The 17910-nt window shown below is 35.9% G+C and carries 15 protein-coding genes; 6 read left to right on the forward strand and 9 right to left on the reverse strand.

The features are described 5' to 3' along the window. The first annotated feature begins 5 nt into the window (after positions 1-5). The 4 genes from C1638_RS10515 to C1638_RS10530 all read left to right on the forward strand — a co-directional run bounded on the left by C1638_RS10515 (position 6) and on the right by C1638_RS10530 (position 5219). Positions 6-1304 carry a DUF5690 family protein gene (locus tag C1638_RS10515; protein ID WP_109620762.1) on the forward strand — a complete coding sequence of 433 codons (1299 nt, stop codon included), beginning with the start codon at positions 6-8 and terminating at the stop codon, positions 1302-1304. Positions 1305-1315: 11 nt separating this feature from the next. After that, positions 1316-2470, forward strand: a complete 1155-nt coding sequence (locus C1638_RS10520; protein ID WP_109620763.1) for a TIGR03364 family FAD-dependent oxidoreductase — start codon at positions 1316-1318, stop codon at positions 2468-2470. A 6-nt stretch (positions 2471-2476) separates the two neighbouring features. Further along, positions 2477-3145, forward strand: coding sequence for an HAD-IA family hydrolase (locus C1638_RS10525; RefSeq protein ID WP_109620764.1), 669 nt, complete (start codon positions 2477-2479; stop codon positions 3143-3145). Between the two features lie 220 nt (positions 3146-3365). Further along, a complete protein-coding gene (locus C1638_RS10530) occupies positions 3366-5219 on the forward strand; it encodes an alkaline phosphatase family protein (RefSeq protein WP_109620765.1) in 1854 nt (617 codons plus the stop codon). A gap of 78 nt (positions 5220-5297) precedes the next feature. On the opposite strand, the gene C1638_RS10535 is transcribed toward C1638_RS10530, so the two are convergent. Genes C1638_RS10535 through C1638_RS10545 form a run of 3 tightly spaced genes read right to left on the reverse strand, consistent with a single transcriptional unit; the run spans position 5298 to position 7621 of the window. Beyond that, a complete protein-coding gene (locus C1638_RS10535; RefSeq protein ID WP_109620768.1) occupies positions 5298-5783 on the reverse strand; it encodes a GNAT family N-acetyltransferase in 486 nt (161 codons plus the stop codon). 13 nt (positions 5784-5796) lie between these two features. Further along, on the reverse strand, positions 5797-7212 hold the full coding sequence (locus tag C1638_RS10540; protein ID WP_109620769.1) for an aminotransferase-like domain-containing protein: 1416 nt from the start codon (positions 7210-7212) through the stop codon (positions 5797-5799). 43 nt (positions 7213-7255) lie between these two features. Next, entirely contained in the window at positions 7256-7621 is a 366-nt protein-coding gene (locus C1638_RS10545) for a hypothetical protein (protein WP_109620771.1), read from the reverse strand. 185 nt (positions 7622-7806) lie between these two features. Here C1638_RS10545 and C1638_RS10550 point away from each other — a divergent pair, with 185 nt between their 5' ends. After that, a complete protein-coding gene (locus tag C1638_RS10550; protein WP_109620773.1) occupies positions 7807-8412 on the forward strand; it encodes a helix-turn-helix domain-containing protein in 606 nt (201 codons plus the stop codon). Here C1638_RS10550 and C1638_RS10555 read toward each other — a convergent pair. The 3 genes from C1638_RS10555 to C1638_RS10565 form a co-directional block, all read right to left on the reverse strand. Next, positions 8409-8786: a hypothetical protein gene (locus C1638_RS10555; RefSeq protein ID WP_123838368.1), complete on the reverse strand. Its 378-nt coding sequence runs from the start codon at positions 8784-8786 to the stop codon at positions 8409-8411. The genes C1638_RS10550 and C1638_RS10555 overlap by 4 nt on opposite strands. Before the next feature lie 188 nt (positions 8787-8974). Further along, a complete protein-coding gene (locus tag C1638_RS10560) occupies positions 8975-10144 on the reverse strand; it encodes a PepSY-associated TM helix domain-containing protein (RefSeq protein ID WP_109620777.1) in 1170 nt (389 codons plus the stop codon). Then, positions 10145-12529: a TonB-dependent receptor gene (locus tag C1638_RS10565; protein ID WP_109620779.1), complete on the reverse strand. Its 2385-nt coding sequence runs from the start codon at positions 12527-12529 to the stop codon at positions 10145-10147. Positions 12530-12627: 98 nt separating this feature from the next. On the opposite strand from C1638_RS10565, the gene C1638_RS10570 reads away from it, so the two are divergent. Then, positions 12628-13611, forward strand: coding sequence for a helix-turn-helix domain-containing protein (locus C1638_RS10570; RefSeq protein ID WP_228428121.1), 984 nt, complete (start codon positions 12628-12630; stop codon positions 13609-13611). A 10-nt stretch (positions 13612-13621) separates the two neighbouring features. Here C1638_RS10570 and C1638_RS10575 read toward each other — a convergent pair whose 3' ends face one another. The 3 genes from C1638_RS10575 to C1638_RS10585 form a co-directional block, all read right to left on the reverse strand. Then, positions 13622-14824: a hypothetical protein gene (locus C1638_RS10575; RefSeq protein ID WP_109620781.1), complete on the reverse strand. Its 1203-nt coding sequence runs from the start codon at positions 14822-14824 to the stop codon at positions 13622-13624. A gap of 140 nt (positions 14825-14964) precedes the next feature. Next, positions 14965-17472, reverse strand: coding sequence for a DNA cytosine methyltransferase (locus C1638_RS10580; RefSeq protein ID WP_109620783.1), 2508 nt, complete (start codon positions 17470-17472; stop codon positions 14965-14967). A 3-nt stretch (positions 17473-17475) separates the two neighbouring features. After that, on the reverse strand, positions 17476-17802 hold the full coding sequence (locus C1638_RS10585; RefSeq protein ID WP_109620785.1) for a helix-turn-helix domain-containing protein: 327 nt from the start codon (positions 17800-17802) through the stop codon (positions 17476-17478). Between the last annotated feature and the right edge of the window lie 108 nt (positions 17803-17910).

The raw sequence follows: 17910 nt of genomic DNA on the forward strand, positions 1-17910 counted from the left end.
CAACAATGGCCAAAACCATCAATAAAAAAACAATAGTAACGCTGAAAGCCGCCTTTGCCGCTTTCGGTGTTTACTTCTGCATGTATGGATTTCGAAAGCCTTTTACTGTAGCCTCCTTTGAAGGACTTTCTTATTGGGGTGTTGATTATAAAATATTGATTATTATCGCCCAAGCAGTGGGTTACTTTATTTCGAAATTCATTGGGATCAAATTCATTTCAGAATTAAAACCACAAAAAAGAATTGGATATTTATTTACATTCATTGCTGTGGCTGAGCTTGCTCTACTAGGATTTGCAGTCGTTCCCGCACCTTATAATATTCTCTTTATGTTCATTAATGGTATTCCGTTGGGAATGATCTGGGGAATTGTTTTTTCATACATTGAGGGGCGTAAAACGACTGAAATTATCGGATTGTTTTTATGCTCAAGTTTTGTAATTTCTTCAGGATTTACAAAGTCTGTAGGAAAGTTTTTAATGGACACATTTTCTATTTCGGAATTCTGGATGCCTTTTTCTGCCGGACTGATCTTTATTGTTCCATTACTGATTTTCGGAATGCTTTTGGAAAAAATTCCTCAGCCCACAGAAGAAGATATTTTGCTTAAAAGTAAAAGGGAACCCCTTAACGGAAAAGGTAGAAAAGCGCTTATTTATCAGTTTTTCATTCCAATAGTATGTGTTATTTTTCTTTATATCTGCTTAACGATTTTAAGAGATTTCAGAGATAACTTCAACCGTGAGATCTGGGACGGATTGCATTTCACTTTTGACAGTTCTATCTTCACCTTAACGGAAATTCCAATTGCAGCGATGGTATTATTAATATTAAGCTTCATGGTAAGGGTTAAAAACAATAAAAGGGCATTTGCCTATTATCACTACATTCTTTTTGCGGGAATTCTTACCGTAGGACTTTCAACCTATCTGTTTCAGCAAAACTCATTATCTCCTTTTCTGTGGATGACTATTTCAGGCTTTGGAATGTATATCTGCTATATTCCTTTTAACGGAATTTATTTTGACAGGATGATTGCCGCCTTTGATATTAAGGGTAATGTAGGATTCCTGATCTATATTGTAGATTCCTTTGGATATCTTGGAAGCGTTTTGATCCTGTTGTACAAGAACTTTGGTTCTGCCCAGACTTCATGGCTTAGCTTTTATATCACCTTAAATTATATCATAACATTCACTGTTTTAATTCTTTCGGTCATTGCATTTCTTTCTTTCAGAAAAAAGTCAAAACCGAAATCAAACTCTAACCAATTCATCAATTTCGATACTTCGAAAATCTTATAAATTATAGTACAATGACAACAAAATTTGATTTACTCGTTGTGGGAGGCGGAATTCTTGGAACATTCCATGCTTATCATGCCTTGAAGAGAAATCTTAAGGTAGCCATCCTTGAAAAAAACGCTGTGCCTCAGGGTGCAACTGTAAGAAACTTCGGACAGGTAGTGCCCTCCGGAATGGATCTTAAATGGCAAAACTTTGGAAGAGAAAGTCTTGAAATATATAATGAACTTCATACCCAGGCAGATCTTACCATCAGAAAAAACGGTTCCATATACATTGCTTCCAATGATGAAGAGCTTCAGTTGATTGAAGAGCTGTATGAAATCAACAGAAACAATGACTATGAATCTGTTTTATTATCCAAAAATGACTGTATCAAGAAATTTGACGGGCTTCGTTCAGACTATTGCAAAGGCGGACTTTTCTTTCCTCAGGAACTTTCTGTAGATTCTGCAGAGATGATTGTAAAGCTTCATAAGCTTTTGCAGGAAAAGATGGGATTGCAGATCTTCTATAATACAACCATCTCTGAGACGTATGAAGATAACCAAAAATGTACTGCTATTGCAACAGACAAGACTGAATTCACTGCTTCAAAAATCATTATCTGCGGCGGTCATGAATTTAAAACATTATATCCTAATGTATTCAATGAAAGTGATCTGGAGGTAAGTAAGCTTCAAATGCTTCAGACAAAACCACAGGGAATTTATTCTCTTCAGGGAAATATTCTTACAGGCCTTTCCATCAGAAGGTATGAATCGTTTGGGGAGTGTCCGTCTTTCCAAAAAATCAAATCACTGGAAGATCCTAATTCGTTTGAAAAAAGGTATGGTGTTCATATTTTATTCAAGCAGGCATTGGACGGATCTATCATTCTTGGGGATTCTCATGAATACGCAGATGCCAAAAATGCAGATGACCTTGGCTATGATCTTAATATGGAAATTGATGAGTTTATGATCCATGAAGCCAGGAAAATTATTGATCTTCCCACCTATGAAATTCAGAGAAGATGGTTTGGGGTGTATTCTCAGTGCAAAACGAAAGATATTTTTGAGCACAGCCCATCTCCTAATGTTCACATTGTAACGGGTATCGGAGGAAAAGGAATGACGGGAAGCGGGGGCTTCTCCAAGTTTAATATTGAAAAAATCTACGCATAAATTTAAATGAAAAATATAGAATTATTAGTTCTGGATATGGCCGGAACAACAATTGACGAGGACAATGTAGTATACAAAACATTGACAAATGCTGTAACCGATTATGGATATGAGGTAAGTTTGGATAAAGTATTATCTACCTGTGCCGGTATGGAGAAACTGGAGGCCATCACAAGCCTGCTAAGGGAAATTAATGGTAATGAAGAAGATGCTCCCGCTATTTTTGAGAACTTTTCAGATCAGCTCAAGGAGGCTTATAGAAAACTTGAAGTGAAACCAATCAACGGGACAGAGGATTTTCTTCTTAAAATGAAAGCGAAGAATAAAAAAATAGTTTTAAATACGGGGTATACTTCTGAAATTGCTCATCAGCTTTTAAACAAATTAAACTGGCTGCAAAATGTCCATTTTGATGCACTTATTACGGCAGATGATGTTTTGGAAAGCCGCCCAAGCCCTGACATGATTCATCTTGCGATGAAAAAATTCAATATTACTGAAGCTGATAAGGTCTTAAAGGCCGGAGATTCTGTCATTGATGTGGAAGAAGGCAAAAATGCTGGCTGTGGACTTACCATTGCTGTACTTTCAGGGGCACAGAGCAGAGCAGAATTAGAAAAGGCCAAGCCTGACTATATTTTGAAAACCATTTCTGAGGCTGAAAACATTCTTTAAAAAATTTCTTTTTCAACTACTAATGGCACAGATCTGTATTTGTGTCATTGGTGTTTTTAGCTCATGCTTACTGCTATAATCTTCAGAGAAACAGGAACTTTTTAATTATCAATTAATTAATTTTCAGTTCACACATGTTTACAAATAGTAAATTAATTTTACAATAGTTAAAAATAAATTACTATTTGTAAACTTTTCTATTTTAAAACCTTTTTATCCCATGAAAACAAAACTATTCTCAATGGCTGTTGTAATGAGCTGTTTCCTTGGAGCGCAAACCAAGAAAGTCCTTTTTATTGGCATTGATGGATGCCGTGCAGATGTCATGATGTCTACCCCTACTCCAAACATTCAAAACCTCATCAACCAATCTATTTATTCTCTTGACGGCCTTTGTGCTGCTACCACCTGGAGCGGAAACGGCTGGAGTACGATGCTTACGGGTGTATGGCATACCAAACACAATGTTCAGGATAATAGTTTTACTAATCCTAACTACATCAATTATCCGGATTTTATGACAAGAGCGGAAGCTTACAATCCTAATCTTAGAACAATTTCTTTGGCAAACTGGGCACCCATTAATGATAAAATTATAAAAACGGCTGATGTAAAGACTAATCTGCCCACAGACCTTGCAGTAAAAAATGCTGCGGTGAGCGCATTACAGAGTGATAACCCTGATATTCTTTTTGTAGACTTTGATGATGTAGATCATGCGGGGCATTCTTATGGCTTTTCGTCTTCTGTTCCTCAATATGTTTCTTCTATTCAAACCACCGATTCTTATATTGGCGAGATCGTGAATGCTATGAAAAACAGGGCTACCTACAATAATGAGGACTGGCTGGTTGTTTTAACGACAGATCACGGTGCGGTAGAAAGTTCTCACGGTGGCGGAAACCTTTCTGAGCGAAATATTTTTACCGTTTATTCCAATCCCGGATTTACTCCTCAGCAGATCAGCAAAACGATTATTGAATCCAATAAAACCTTTAACCAGCTTAATTTTCCGGCAGGAACTTATGCGAAGCCAAACAATCAGACCCCTTATAATTTCGGAGCTAATCAGGACTTTACGATTGAATTTTGGGTGAAGCCTAACGCCGCTTACACAAGTGATCCGGTAATGATGGGCAATAAAAATTGGGCAAATGGAAAAAACAAAGGAATCATTTTCTCAGGATATACCGGACAAAACTTTAAAATGAATATAGGAGACGGAACTAACAGAATTGATCTGGTAGGTGGAAAAGTGGAAACGAACAAATGGAAACATATTGCAGCCAGCTTTGACAGAGATGGGCTGGTAACTTTATATGAAGATGGTGTTCCTGTAACTTTTGCTAAAATGAATACCATCGGAAATATTGATTCCGGACTTCCCTTAACATTAAACCAAGACGGAACCAATACCTATGGAATAAACCTTGCTGCTTCCTACAAAGACATCAGAATCTGGAAATCTGCTCTTCCAGGGAATGTAATCGTTAATTGGGCAAATCAGGAGATTACATCCTCACATCCTTATTACGCTCAGCTTCTTTCCAATTGGAAATGTAATGAAACATCCGGAAATACTCTGACAGACTCTGGCTCCAATGCAAATAATATGACCATAACAGGATCTCCTGCATATAATGATAATACTACAGGCAATTTTAAAATCTACGACTATACCTCAACAACCAGAGAAACAGATCATTTCCCAACGGTTTTGAACTGGCTTTGTATTCCGGTTCTTTCTTCATGGGGAATAGATGGGGTAAACAGGATCCCTGAATGTTCCAACGGAAGTTTAGCCACGAAAGAAGCCCAAAAATCAGTTGATGATTTTAAAGTTTATCCTAACCCTGCTTCAACAAGTATTGGCATCCTGTATCAATCTATAGATAAAGAAGTTAAAGCAGAAATTATTGATACCAAAGGGTCTCTTATTTCTACAAGAAATTTAAAATCTTCCAATGGTCTTTTTGATGAGAAAATAAATATCGAAAATATTCCGTCAGGAGTATACTTTATTAAGCTCAGCGGAAGTAAGAATTCCCACACAAAGACTTTTGTAAAGAAATAAAACAATAAAGCAATTAGATTAATTTTTGATATTAGAACAAGGATATTACTATCCGAGTTCTAATATTTTTTATTTCAGCTAGGCTTTAAGATCAAGTTCCATTTGTACATCTACCCTGTCATATCCGGGATTAGTGATCGGCATATGTCTGAAGCCTAATTTTTCATAGAGTTTGATGGCAGGAACTAAGACAGAATTGGTCTCCAGAAATACTTTCTCTGCTTTTAGTTCTCTGGCTTTCTCTACCAAGGCATTCCCCAGCAGATATCCAATTTTCTTTCCTTGTGCTTTAGGGCTTACTGCCATTTTTGACAATTCAAAAGTAAGGGGCTCTTCTTTGGCTTTTACCAGTGCGCATGTTCCCACCACTTCACCATTAAGCAATGCGAAAGCAATATGTCCACCCTTATTCAAAATTTGTTCTTCAGGGTTGTCCAAAAGCTTATAATCGCTTGCCTCCATGACAAAGAATGTTCTGATCCATTCTTCATTTAAAGCCTTAAAAGCTTCCTTATATTGAGGTTCGTAAGCTATAATTTTTACTTCATTATGAGTATCATTCATCTCTATTGGTTTATTAAATTCTATTTTTTATCATTTTCCCCAATTTCTCAAGGTCACTTTCTACACGGTCTGTCCACTCCAGAGCATAATTCAGACGCATACAGTTTTGATACTGATTATACTGTGAAAACATTCTTCCGGGGGCAAAATTTACCTTTTGGCTAACGGCTTCATCGTAAAGGTCTTCTGTACAGATCCTTTTATCTAGTTCCAGCCACAACATAAACCCTCCTTTAGGTTCTGAAATCTTAGTATTGTCAGGAAAATACTGGGTAACAGATTTTTGAATCTGAAGATAATTGGCATAAAGTTTTTTCCTAAACATCCTTAAGTGATGATCATACCGCCCATGTTCAAGAAAATCAGCTATTACATCTGAAAACAAAGACGGGCTGGAAACTGTTTGAACCAGTTTCTGACGGATAATCTTTTCCTTAAATTTTCCGGGAGCAACCCATCCGACCCTATAGCCGGGCGCCAACGTCTTAGACACTGAGCCTACCCACATCACAATACCTGCTTCATCATAAAATTTACAGGGTTTTGGTCTTCCGGCTCCGAAATAAATATTTCCATACACATCATCTTCTACCAAGGGAACATTGTGTTCTGTAAGCATTCTTACTAATTCTTTCTTGTTCTCATCAGGCATTTGAAAACCCAGTGGATTATTATAATTAACCACAAAACAACAGGCAGAGAGCTTTGGAAGAACTTTTTTCAATTCATCCAGATCTACTCCTGTAATTGGATGGGTTGGGATCTCCACCGCTTTCAACCCCAATAGCTGAATAGCCTGAAGAATCCCAAAATAAACAGGGCTTTCCACCGCTACGGAATCTCCGGGCTGCGTAACGGCCATCAGACAGTTATACACCCCGTTCATAGCTCCCGAAGTGATGACCAAATCCTTTTCTGTAATTTTTCCCTCCATCACGATGGACCATTTGGCTATTTCCCGACGAAGCTGTTCATTCCCCTGTACGGGTTCATAATTGGTTCCGCTGTCGCTTTTCCTTTTTATTACATCAATCATGCATTTCTTCATCTTGGCAACAGGAAGAAGGCTTTTTCCCGGAATACCCAATGCAAATTGTGTTACATCCGTTCCTCCAATGGTTCCGAATACTTTCCCAATAAGATCTTCAGGGGTATTCTTTCCCTCAGAAATTTTCATTTTAGCCACAGAGGGCAATGCTAACTTACGTTGTGAGGTTTGGCTTACAAAATATCCGTATTTTGGGCGTGATTCTACCAGAGAACGACTTTCAAGCTCCATATATGCTTGTTTTACAGTATTTAAGCTAACATTATACAACTTTTGGGCACTTCTCAATGAGGGCAATCTGTCTCCAAACTGCAATGTTTCACTTTTAATCTGCTCAGTGACAGCATTGGCTATTTTAAGGTAAAGAACATCTTTGTGCATGAATCACGGTTTTAAGTAAATGTACAATTTTATCCCTATTTTTCTAAGGATTAAGCCAGCTAATCATTCCATTAATGCTGCTTTTTAGCTGTTTGGGATCTCGAAAATTAGGGGTATTGCTTCTTCTAAAATAGTTCTCTGCACGAATCATGAAGTTTTTCTTTTCTGATTCTTTTATCTCCTTTTTATCATAGATCTTAAAACCTATCTCTCCATTTTCATTAATGATAAGGCTGGCAAATGAAGCTATCTTATTCTCTTTTTTCACCAAAAGAAAAGGAATCCCAAAATCATGGTTTACTTTTTTTAGATTGAGGGTTTGTAGAAATATATCTTTAAGTGCCAACATGTCTGAAATGTAGACCTCAGCATATTGAAGTGATTCCTGATGTTGAATATTGGTTTCCATAGTATTCTGCTTTACTCAAACAAAATTATGGAGTATTAAAGTTTGGACACAGATACAGAAGAATACAATATCATGGGTACAGATAGATGTGAAAATTTTCATTATTACCAATCAATTATCACAGTGCAAATAATTTAAGCATTCTTTTGGGATTTTTTATATTTGCAAAAAATATTAGACAGTAAATGAGTTTCTTTGGAACTAACATTAAGAAAATAAGGCAAGTTAAAGGACTGAGCCAAAAGGCTTTTGCTGATTTACTTGACTTAAACAGAGGAGTGATAAGCTCTTATGAAGAAGGACGTGCGGAACCAAAGATTGAAACAATATTAAAGGTAGCTAACCACTTTAGTCTTGATCTCGACAAATTATTGACTGAAGCTCTACAGACAGCGCAATTACTCAATGTTTCAGGTTCAGATCAGCTAATGCTTTTCCCAGAAACGGTTATTAATGAAAGCAATGAGGGATCATCATTACAGGACAATAATTCTCAAAATCATCCTGTTTTGCAAAAAATATTAGCATCCGTAGATCTGATCTATGAATTTACCACAGAAAACCCATTGCTTCCTCAATACAATTATGGAGATATTTTATTTCTGAATAAGGCTGATCTTAAAATTGATCCAACCTATAATCTATTGATTTATACTGATGGTAATTTACAATATGCTTCCCGTGCAGATAGCCAGAACCTTTATAAAATTGTAGGACAGGTTTCAATATCTGAAAAAAATATTTTTACAACCATTTTTAAGAGGCTAGAAAAATTAGAAAGGAAAGGTTAAATACTAAATCCTCTGTCAAAATCAACTAAATATTGTTGAGGAATAGTATTTCTTATAAGTGTGGTATCCTGAATACTTCCAAGAGCAAAATTATGATTTGTTAAAAGGTCTTCAACAAATTCATTACAGTTGATTCTATGAATAATTTTATCTCTTCCTGCAGTAAATTTTCTCACTAATGGGGGCGTAAAACTATCAATATTAGATAAGCAATGGATTCTTACTTCTCTTCCTCGTGCTCCTTGATTTTGATTATCCTCCCAAACAAGAGCCATAGAGCCATCCGATTTTGCAAGAAATCCTAATGTTTCATAATATTCTTCTGGAGAATCAAATCTCATTTTATTTTCTATACCAAAAAGTTGTTTGTACATAATAGCTAGTTTTAATTATTATTCTATTTGATTTTAACCGCATATTTTATCTTTGCTTTTGAATATCAGATATACTATATTCCTAAATGATAATCATTTAAACAAATATAAAATAAAATCAATACATAGGAAATTTATTTATATTATAATTAAATAAATTACAAAAAAACACAAATATTCACAACTAATTACTTCCCATTCTTCTTTTTCTTGAACCACCATACCAAGAAACCGGTAATCGGAAGTGAACATCCTATAATGGTAATAAAAAAATATAAAATTCTTCCCCAAATTCCTCCCAGAGCCGAACCTACATGCAAATCATAATTCAGTTTCTGAACCTTGGTAGCAAACTCTGCATCTTTAAACGGAGCTGCATATGCTGAATTATTTGCCAGCCGAACTCCTGTATTTCTGTCATAATTAAAGCTTTGAAGATTATAAAACTGACGGTGTGATGGGTACAAATACAAACCTATGGTTCCTGTAGAATCCTCAGGAACAGATAAGTAATATCCTTTTGCATCTACGCTCTTTATTGCATCTTCCCACGCAATATACAATGACTGTGGCAAATTTTCAGGCTGATAGGGATTTATATTTTTCAGTTCTTCACGTTCTGTTGGGAGGGGCTTCCCTAGAGAAGTAGTGAAATAGAGAAACTTATTAAACCACGGAAGCCCATAATACATTCCGGTCATTGATATTATCAAAAGGATGATCATGGAATAAAAACCAAAAACATTGTGCAGATCATAGTTCAGTCTTTTGATTTTGGCATCCCATTTTACCGAAAAGCTCTGCTTTCTCATCGCTTTTGTCCATTTTTTAGGCCACCAAAGTACTAATCCTGAAATCAGGGTGATAAAGAATATAAAAGTAGAATAATTAATGATGGGTCTGCCAATTTCAGAAGGCAGCCAAAGAAAACGATGTCCCTTTAACGTCCATTCAAAGAAATCAAACTCTTTCTTAAAGGTGGGTTTCCTGATGATTTCTCCGGTATAAGGATGAAGATACAAAACAAATCCCGGATTTCTCTTTCCAAAACCAACCATTGCAGCTTTGCCAGTAGGTCGCCATACAAAGGAAATTTCCTGTTTGGGATATAATTTATTTGCTTTTAAGTAAAGATCTGCAGGATTGATCATCTTCTTTCCGGAAACATAGTCGATTTTCAGATCAGGGTTGAGCCAATCTTTAATCTCATCCCGAAAAGACCAGGTAATCCCTGTTAAACAAATAATGACAATAATAATTCCTGAAGCAAGGCCCAGCCACAAATGTAGCCAGGCTGATATTCTGTAGAACAAGCTTCTGTTATTTTTCTTTTTAATTTTGGGTTTTCCGGTGTTCATTTAGAAATTATAAGAAAGATTCAGTCTGAAGTTGATTGGATTCAAAGCTCTCCATCCATAGTGAGTATATCCCCATGCTCCAGGATAGAATCCTACATAGTTATAACGGTCTGTAAGATTGTTCACAAGGAATGATAGCTGATAATTGTCTCTTTTATAGGAAACTCCAAGATCAAGTGTGAAATAATCATTGGGAAGATAGGGTTTTCCTGTTACCACGGGCCACGCAGCTCTTTTAGCCTGATATTCATATCCAAGGGAAAATCCAAGTCCCTCAAGATCACCTTCGGCAATGGTATATTTTAGCCATGCATTGGTGATGTGTCGGGCGGTTCCGTATAGCATTCCCCCAACTTTTTTAGGATCATTATCTTTAGTCACTTTTGCATCTGTATAGGCATAGTTGAAGAGAATACTCCAGTTCTTGCTGATATTACCATTCAGATCAAATTCAATTCCCTTAGAAGTGCTTTCTCCTGACTGTTCGAATAGCCCCGGATAATCTATTCCTGCAGAGGTAAGCATATTTGTCTTGGTAAGGTGGTAAAAAGTAAGGTTGGTCATCAACTGTCCTTTAAACCATGTTTTCTTTAACCCAATCTCTTTATTTTTCCCATATGACGGGTCGGCTGTATTTCCGTTGAGAAGCTTTCCTGTTTGCTCTTCAAAGCTTTCATCGTATAACCCGTAAATGGTAAATGTTGGCAACAACAATCCTGTAACACTAAAACGTGGGGTCACTGCATTATTTTTCACTTGTTCACCCTTGCTGGCTCCACTCGTTTTTACAGTAGAAGTATAACGGAATCCTGCTGCAACACGTAATTTATCTTCTATAAAACGTACTTCATCCTGAAGATGAATGGAAGTATAGGAATATTCATTTAAATAATTCGCTCCACGCTCACGAAGAGATTTTGAACGATCATATTCCGGAATATCAGACTTTCTAAGGTTTCCATAAACAGGATTGTAAATATTGAATACAGGGCCTATATTAGGTGAAAGCACTGACCAGTCTGCCACATAGAATTTTTTTCCCATATCTATTCCTGCCAGAATATTATGATTGATTTTTCCAGTTTCAAACTTCCCTCGTGTAAACACCTGTCCGATTGTTGATGTATTCAATGCATCATTGATACTGATACCACGGTCTACATCTCCTCTCTTTCTTCCTGTAACCGGATTATCTACCAGTGCAATGGTATTGTATTTTGCATAGAGAGATTCCCCCTGCATTTGAGAGCGAATATATCCAAATTGTCCGGTAATAAGCCAGTTATCATTAAAATTATGATTGATCGTTCCATAAACATTGTGTTCCCATGAACGGGTTGGATCCATGATTGGATCTGAAAACGTAAAGGATCTTTTTAGCTCTTTAAAACCATCAAGGCCATACACATATTTGGCAAACCCGCCCTGAAAGTTATTTTGAGACAAAATGTATTCAAAGGTGATGTTGGTATTCTCTGATGCTATATATTTGAAAGATGGATTAATAACAAACTGCTCATGCTCTACATATTGCTGGTATGAGCCTTTCTTTGCTCCCATCAGGTTAAGTCTTCCCCAGAATTTACCATCCTTACTCAATTTTTTTTCTATATCTGCTGTAGCACGATACAGATTATAACTTCCAAGGGTAAGCTGGATATTTCCTTTTTCTCTCCCTACGGGTTTCTTGGTTACAATATTATAAAATCCACCAGGTTGTGTATTTCCCATCATAAATCCCGCAGGACCTTTTACAAACTCTACACGGTCTACAAAAGACATATCTTCACGAAGCGGTCCAAAGCTTCCACTTACATCCATCCCGTTTCTAAGATTGGAAGCCGAGAACCCACGTACAGCAATCCCTACACTTCCCTCTTCTTGATGGGTAATGGTACGTACACCACTTACATTTCTACTAAGTCCTTCAGCGGTGGTAAGAATCTGCTGATCACTCAGTAAACGCTGGTCAATAACCTGAATATTCTGAGGGGTTACCAACAGGTTTTCTCCTAGTCTTAAAGTAGAAGAAGGGATGGTCTTACGATTTGCAGTAACATTTACGGCAAGAATTTGATAACTATCAGTTATTTGTGTAAAATCATGGGTAATACTATCATTTTCCTTTAATGTGAATGAATAAGTCTTGGTAACATCCGGATCATCAACCTTAAGTACATAATTTCCTACCGGCATATTATTGAATCGGTAATTCCCATTTTCATCGGTATAGGTTTCTGCCTGTCCGTTATTCAGGACAACCTTTACAGCCGGAATTGGCTTTTTTTGAGAGTTCACAACTTTTCCTGTAATCTGCGTAGTACTTTGTGCCCACATAACAGCCGGAAAAAGCAATGCGGAGAAAAGGAATTTGTTCTTATTCATAAATTGTTATTTAGAATTAGTTTAATTAAATTTACGCTGGCAAAATTAGCGGTTGCCAACAGGAAAAACTTTTGAGTTTAGGATAAATACTTTAGATTTTGGGAGAACAAATACCGGAGCATACCATTGCAAAGCAGATTATGGATTTCTTCTCGGAAGAGAATAGCATTGGCGCGCAGGAAACCTTTGTTAATGAATTAGGAAAATTCGAATCCTCAACGTTGTATAACGGTGATGAATTTCTGGTAAAGGAGTATAGGTCTTTCTATGATGAAGATTATACCATGAAGTTTCGAACGGAAGAAATAAAGTATATTGAACTGGCTTTCTTTCTTGATGGCGCGGAGGTGATCCACGATTCAGTGAATGATCAACCTGGAGCCTATAAGCTGTATCATCATTATATTTATTTTACTCCGGAAAATGCCGATATCGAGATTTATTTCCAGAAAGGAATCTCTTATAGAAATCTGGATATTTATGTCTCAAGGGATTATTTTCATGAACTGGCCGAGGGCAGCAACGCTTTACAGAACTTCATCAAAAAGGTAGATCAGGAAAAGCCGGCAAGCCTTTTTCCCGACGGTCTCCCCATAACTCCGCAAATGATGGGAATACTGCTAGAAATTAAAAAATGTAAGCTGGAAGGCTTTTACAGAGATTATTACATCAAAAGCAGAATTCTAAACCTGCTTCTGCTTATTTTTGAATTTGCGAAAGATAAGAAAGAGCCGGAAACTAAAAATAAAAGCTCCATTACTACTGTTGAAATCAATAAATTGATGGATATAAAGGATTTCATAGAAGGGAATCTGAAGTCATTTTACACTATTGAGCAGCTTTCACTGAAATTTGGGATTAATGAGTTTAAATTAAAAAACGGCTTCAAGGAGTTATTTGGAGACGGAGTTTTTCACTATGCTTCAAAACTTAGGATGAAAGAAGCCCTTTATCTGCTTAAGAATTCTGATTTCTCTATAAAGGAAATTGCCTATCACCTTGGCTATTCATCCCCCTCTTCTTTTAATGTTGCTTTTAAAAATGAAATTGGAATGGGACCAAGCTACTACAGAAAGAATTAAACAGATCTGCTTACATTTCATTATAAATTCTTGTCAATTCTTCCTTAATTCCTCTAAAATCTAAGCCATACTCCAGATTTTGAGATAGACCTGTATTGATAACATAGATCAAAGACTCTTTTCTGTATAGGAACTCACCCTCATTCAATGATGTTTCTATATTATTGGTCTTGGCCAGCAGGCAAACAAGCTGATAATCCTTGTTAATAGCATCAGTTTTATTCCCGGGATGAGCCTTTACATAATGTTGTGTTGGAGTAAGTTTAATTAAATTTTCAATATAATGAGCTAATTCCGGAAATCCAGACTTAGGGAAAATATGATGTACCTGAGTGGCTTCTGCATTGCCCCATTGATCTTTAATTTCACTTTCTCTGTACATCTTACGAATTATTTTCATCGCTTTTTGAACCATGTAATCAGAATAGGCTTCGCTTTGCTTCATTAGTAATGATTCATGCGTTTCTATCGCTTCGTTTCTGGAAGTATTTTTGTTTTTTCCTATATCCCTCCAATTGGGACGATTATACATCAGGTCGGTATAGTAGAATTGATTAGGGGATATTCTTCCTTTCGCAGCCCCTTGAATGTTATTCTCACATGCATATACATTCAGAATCTTTGGAAAAATTCTATTGACCTCAGTTTCTCCGTTGATGGCAGTATTACCAATGATAAATCTTCGGAATCTCTCTTTAAGTTCTAAAAAATCATGATTCGTAACAGATTTATTCTTGCACTTCTCCTTAAAGTCTTCAAAATATATAATCTGTCCGCTGTCTGATAGCACTTTTACGAGATAATGATACAGGAAAATATAGGCATTCCTTTCTTTCATCGATACAAATTCCAGAATTATCTGTTTATTAATCCTGTAAAGGTTTCTTTTACCATCTTTACGCATCGTCAGAACATTTGCATAGGCCAGTGTTCTTAATGGTTGCGAGGTAAATTTATCATATTCCTGTTTGGTTGTTTCATTCCCAGCATCCGGTTTATTAAAAATTGCTTTTACATTATGATTAAAATAATCATCATTCCAGATGTCATCCTTAGTAAATTCGATATCTCTGTCTGCAACAAAATTAAGTACACAGTCTGCTATAATACAAAGTACATCAGGTGTTACCTTTTGATCCATGAATCTGGCATCTTTTGACTTTCTGACGTCAAAATCAAAGGAAGCAAAAAAATCAGTAAATAATTCAATCATATCAATAAGTCATTGAATGGTTTTAGCAATGATGTGGGAACAGCTGATCCAGGAAATGGATATCCACCTCCATACAGATGATCATAAGCAAGTTCTTCCCAATACCTAATTCATCTCTTTGCTTGATATCCGTACTTTGATCATTCCATGGTTTTTAAAAGACCAAAGAAAAATACGGAATTGTTGTCAATATTCAATGAGCGGGTACCATAATTTCTGGCCACTCTATAAAATTTTTCGAATTCTTTTGTTCCATAATATTCCAGATCAGTTTCCGTTGGCATCCTGCTTCCATTTTTCAATGTTAACAATGCAACAGATCCGTCTGCAATGGTATTTTTAGGCAAAAAACTAGCTCTTGGGTAGTAAGTCAAATTAGGAACCATCACTACTCCATCCTTATTTAAGTATTTAGAGACAGCCAACTTCTCGGCATCATCAATATAGCTGTCATAGTTATCAATTTCTATGATCTGATTAGTTCCTACATTTCTAGACTTTAAAACCCTGTATTTACCACTATCTTTTGTTAGCAGCTTGGTGATCTGTCTGTCTCTGAAGCTCTGGAAAATATCAAACTTCATTTTATTAAAAATCTGATCAAATTCTTCATTTCTATACAACAGCCAGTAGGGAAACTGAGCGGAAAATAAATAGTCTTTTTTGCTCTCCTTTACCGTCTCTGTAATATAACTTTCAATTAAAATGGTCTCAGAAATCTTTTTTGCCGAAGTTTCAAGCAAAAAGCTGATGGTTTCTATTTTAACTCCTTTAAATCCTTTTTCTCCGTAATCACAAATCTTCAAAAGATTTTGTTCCTTTAAGATTTCACGGGTCATGTTAAATTCAGGAGCATTAATAAGGCTTTTAGGAACAATTAATGACACAAATTTACCCATTGCAATGGCCTTTTCAATAAAGAAAGAAAACAGATTGTTCGTTTCTTTATTTTGAGATTGCCCTTTATAGGTTGCCAGTAATGCCTGACTATTGGTAAGCTTTTTATAGGGTGGATTTCCCACTACAAGATCATACTTTACCTCAAACTGATGGGTCAGAAAGTCTGCATTGATAAAGTTAAACTTAAACTTCTTCGGTAACTTTAAGTGGCTCAGGATTTCCTTTAAAACCACAAAAGAATTTCCGTCAATATCTACAAGGTCAAAAATAACCTCGTCTTTATCTTCATATTTTGCAACAAGAAGCGGAATAAAGTTTCCAATTCCGACAGACGGCTCCAAAATTCTTATTTTTTTCTTGCCTTTAAACTCAGGAAGATCCTTTACTACCGTAAAAGCAATATCTTTTCGTGTAAAAAATGCAGCATTTTCCTGACGGCTTGAGTTGGCATATTCAGCAATCTGATAGATATTTTCAAGTCCAAACTTTTTGAAATCAGACTGTATTAAAGAAATCAGATTCTCAGTGATATGCAGCTCTTCTTTTTTAATAATCGTATTGAGTTCTGCTACTGAAAGAAATTTTTGATTGACAACCTCTCTAATTCTCTTGGCAATATTAGCAAAAACACCTGTAGGAACAGCTTCTCCTATACAATGTCTGATATTAAGTTCTTCTTTCTTCAAAAACTTTTTCTGCTCTTCAAAGTCCAATTCATTCAATGTTTCCACAGACACATTGGTCCATATGAAATTTTCCGGAATACTCATCATCAGCATCAATTCTCTGATACTGAAAACCCTATTCTCAGAGGGATGAACTGTATTCTGGCTGGCTAAAATATCATTTCTTGTGTGGACACACGGCCCTTCTCTATCCCAATACCAGCGGGCATATTTATCTCCATTCTTGCTTTTATTAAAAACAATTTCACCATCCTTTATCTGATGAGGAATTCTTTCCTTTTCTTCATTTTGAAAAGCAGATTCACCCTCTTTTAATTTTTCAATCCAGGGAAGCATCTTTACATCATATTCTCTGAATGAATGAAAAATATCATTTTCAGAAATAGTCCCCATCTTATTAAGCTGCTCCAGACCTGCAAAAAGTTCTCTTAATGTTTTAGGCTTCTGTTTTTGAGGAAAAATATCAAACGGACTTACATTTTGTAAATCTTTTCTGACCCCAATTACCAAAGTTCTCGTTCTGCTTGAATTGGCCCCGTAATCCTTGAAATTGATCACTTTAGATAAAATATTATAATGCCCACCAAGGTTTTGTACAATGGCTTCACCAATAGTTTTCTCTAATCCATCCGTATCCGTACAGGTTGTCGTTAAAAATGCTCTTACATTTTCAAAAACAAAAAATCTTGGATTAACCTTTTTTGTAATCTTGATGGATTCAACCACTAATGAATTTCGGCCTAATTCATCATTCTTTTTATGATTGGCAACAGACATTCCCTGGCATGGAGGCGTTGCGATAATAATATCCGGTTCAGAAATATGGTGTTTCTTTCTCCACATTTCTATTTCTGTAAATAATTGATTTTGAACTTCCTCAGAGGTTATATCTCCATCCAAATATCCTGATTCATATTTACATTTTTGATTGTGCTCCTGAATCTTTAAACGTTTTGAAAGCAGCTCATTTGTTGCGATACATTCAAATCCATTTTCTTTAAACCCAAAACAACCTACTCCTGCACTGCTGAATAAACTAATATAAGTTAGTGACTTTTTCATCGTTTAGAATTCTATTTCGGTTTGTTTTACGTTCATATTCCTCATGTAATTAATCTTTTCCTTAGCTACATTCAAAGCTTCAGGCAAGCAATTGTATTTAACCATTTTTTTTGCGAATTGATCGCTAAAATATTCTACTTTCAATTTTTCAATATCAAGATTAAAAACATCAGCCAACTTTTCCAATCGCCTTTCGTCAAAATCTCTTTTCCCGTTTTCAATTTTACTAAGGTTTGCAGAATCAAGCTCAAGTCTTGCTGCAAGCTGCGTTAAGGTCAAATGATTATTGGTCCTTAACTCTCTGATATATTCACCGAACATTACTTTCATGGACTTGTCAATTTTAACTTGTCAATTATTGACAAATGTAATGTTTTTATGCTTAAAAAAAACACTTTTAACGTTCTCTTTTGTATCAAAATTACACTTGAAAATGCT

The sequence above is a fragment of the Chryseobacterium oncorhynchi genome (assembly GCF_002899895.1).
GTDB classification, from domain to species: Bacteria; Bacteroidota; Bacteroidia; order Flavobacteriales; family Weeksellaceae; genus Chryseobacterium; species Chryseobacterium oncorhynchi.

Coding starts and splice junctions, on each gene's coding strand:
- C1638_RS10545 (WP_109620771.1), bottom strand. CDS start 7,621: ATGGAAACCAATATTCAACATCAGGAATCACTTCAATATGCTGAGGTC.
- C1638_RS10565 (WP_109620779.1), bottom strand. CDS start 12,529: ATGAATAAGAACAAATTCCTTTTCTCCGCATTGCTTTTTCCGGCTGTT.
- C1638_RS10575 (WP_109620781.1), bottom strand. CDS start 14,824: ATGATTGAATTATTTACTGATTTTTTTGCTTCCTTTGATTTTGACGTC.
- C1638_RS10520 (WP_109620763.1), top strand. CDS start 1,316: ATGACAACAAAATTTGATTTACTCGTTGTGGGAGGCGGAATTCTTGGA.
- C1638_RS10535 (WP_109620768.1), bottom strand. CDS start 5,783: ATGAATGATACTCATAATGAAGTAAAAATTATAGCTTACGAACCTCAA.
- C1638_RS10580 (WP_109620783.1), bottom strand. CDS start 17,472: ATGAAAAAGTCACTAACTTATATTAGTTTATTCAGCAGTGCAGGAGTA.
- C1638_RS10555 (WP_123838368.1), bottom strand. CDS start 8,786: ATGTACAAACAACTTTTTGGTATAGAAAATAAAATGAGATTTGATTCT.
- C1638_RS10585 (WP_109620785.1), bottom strand. CDS start 17,802: ATGAAAGTAATGTTCGGTGAATATATCAGAGAGTTAAGGACCAATAAT.
- C1638_RS10530 (WP_109620765.1), top strand. CDS start 3,366: ATGAAAACAAAACTATTCTCAATGGCTGTTGTAATGAGCTGTTTCCTT.
- C1638_RS10550 (WP_109620773.1), top strand. CDS start 7,807: ATGAGTTTCTTTGGAACTAACATTAAGAAAATAAGGCAAGTTAAAGGA.
- C1638_RS10515 (WP_109620762.1), top strand. CDS start 6: ATGGCCAAAACCATCAATAAAAAAACAATAGTAACGCTGAAAGCCGCC.
- C1638_RS10560 (WP_109620777.1), bottom strand. CDS start 10,144: ATGAACACCGGAAAACCCAAAATTAAAAAGAAAAATAACAGAAGCTTG.
- C1638_RS10540 (WP_109620769.1), bottom strand. CDS start 7,212: ATGCACAAAGATGTTCTTTACCTTAAAATAGCCAATGCTGTCACTGAG.
- C1638_RS10525 (WP_109620764.1), top strand. CDS start 2,477: ATGAAAAATATAGAATTATTAGTTCTGGATATGGCCGGAACAACAATT.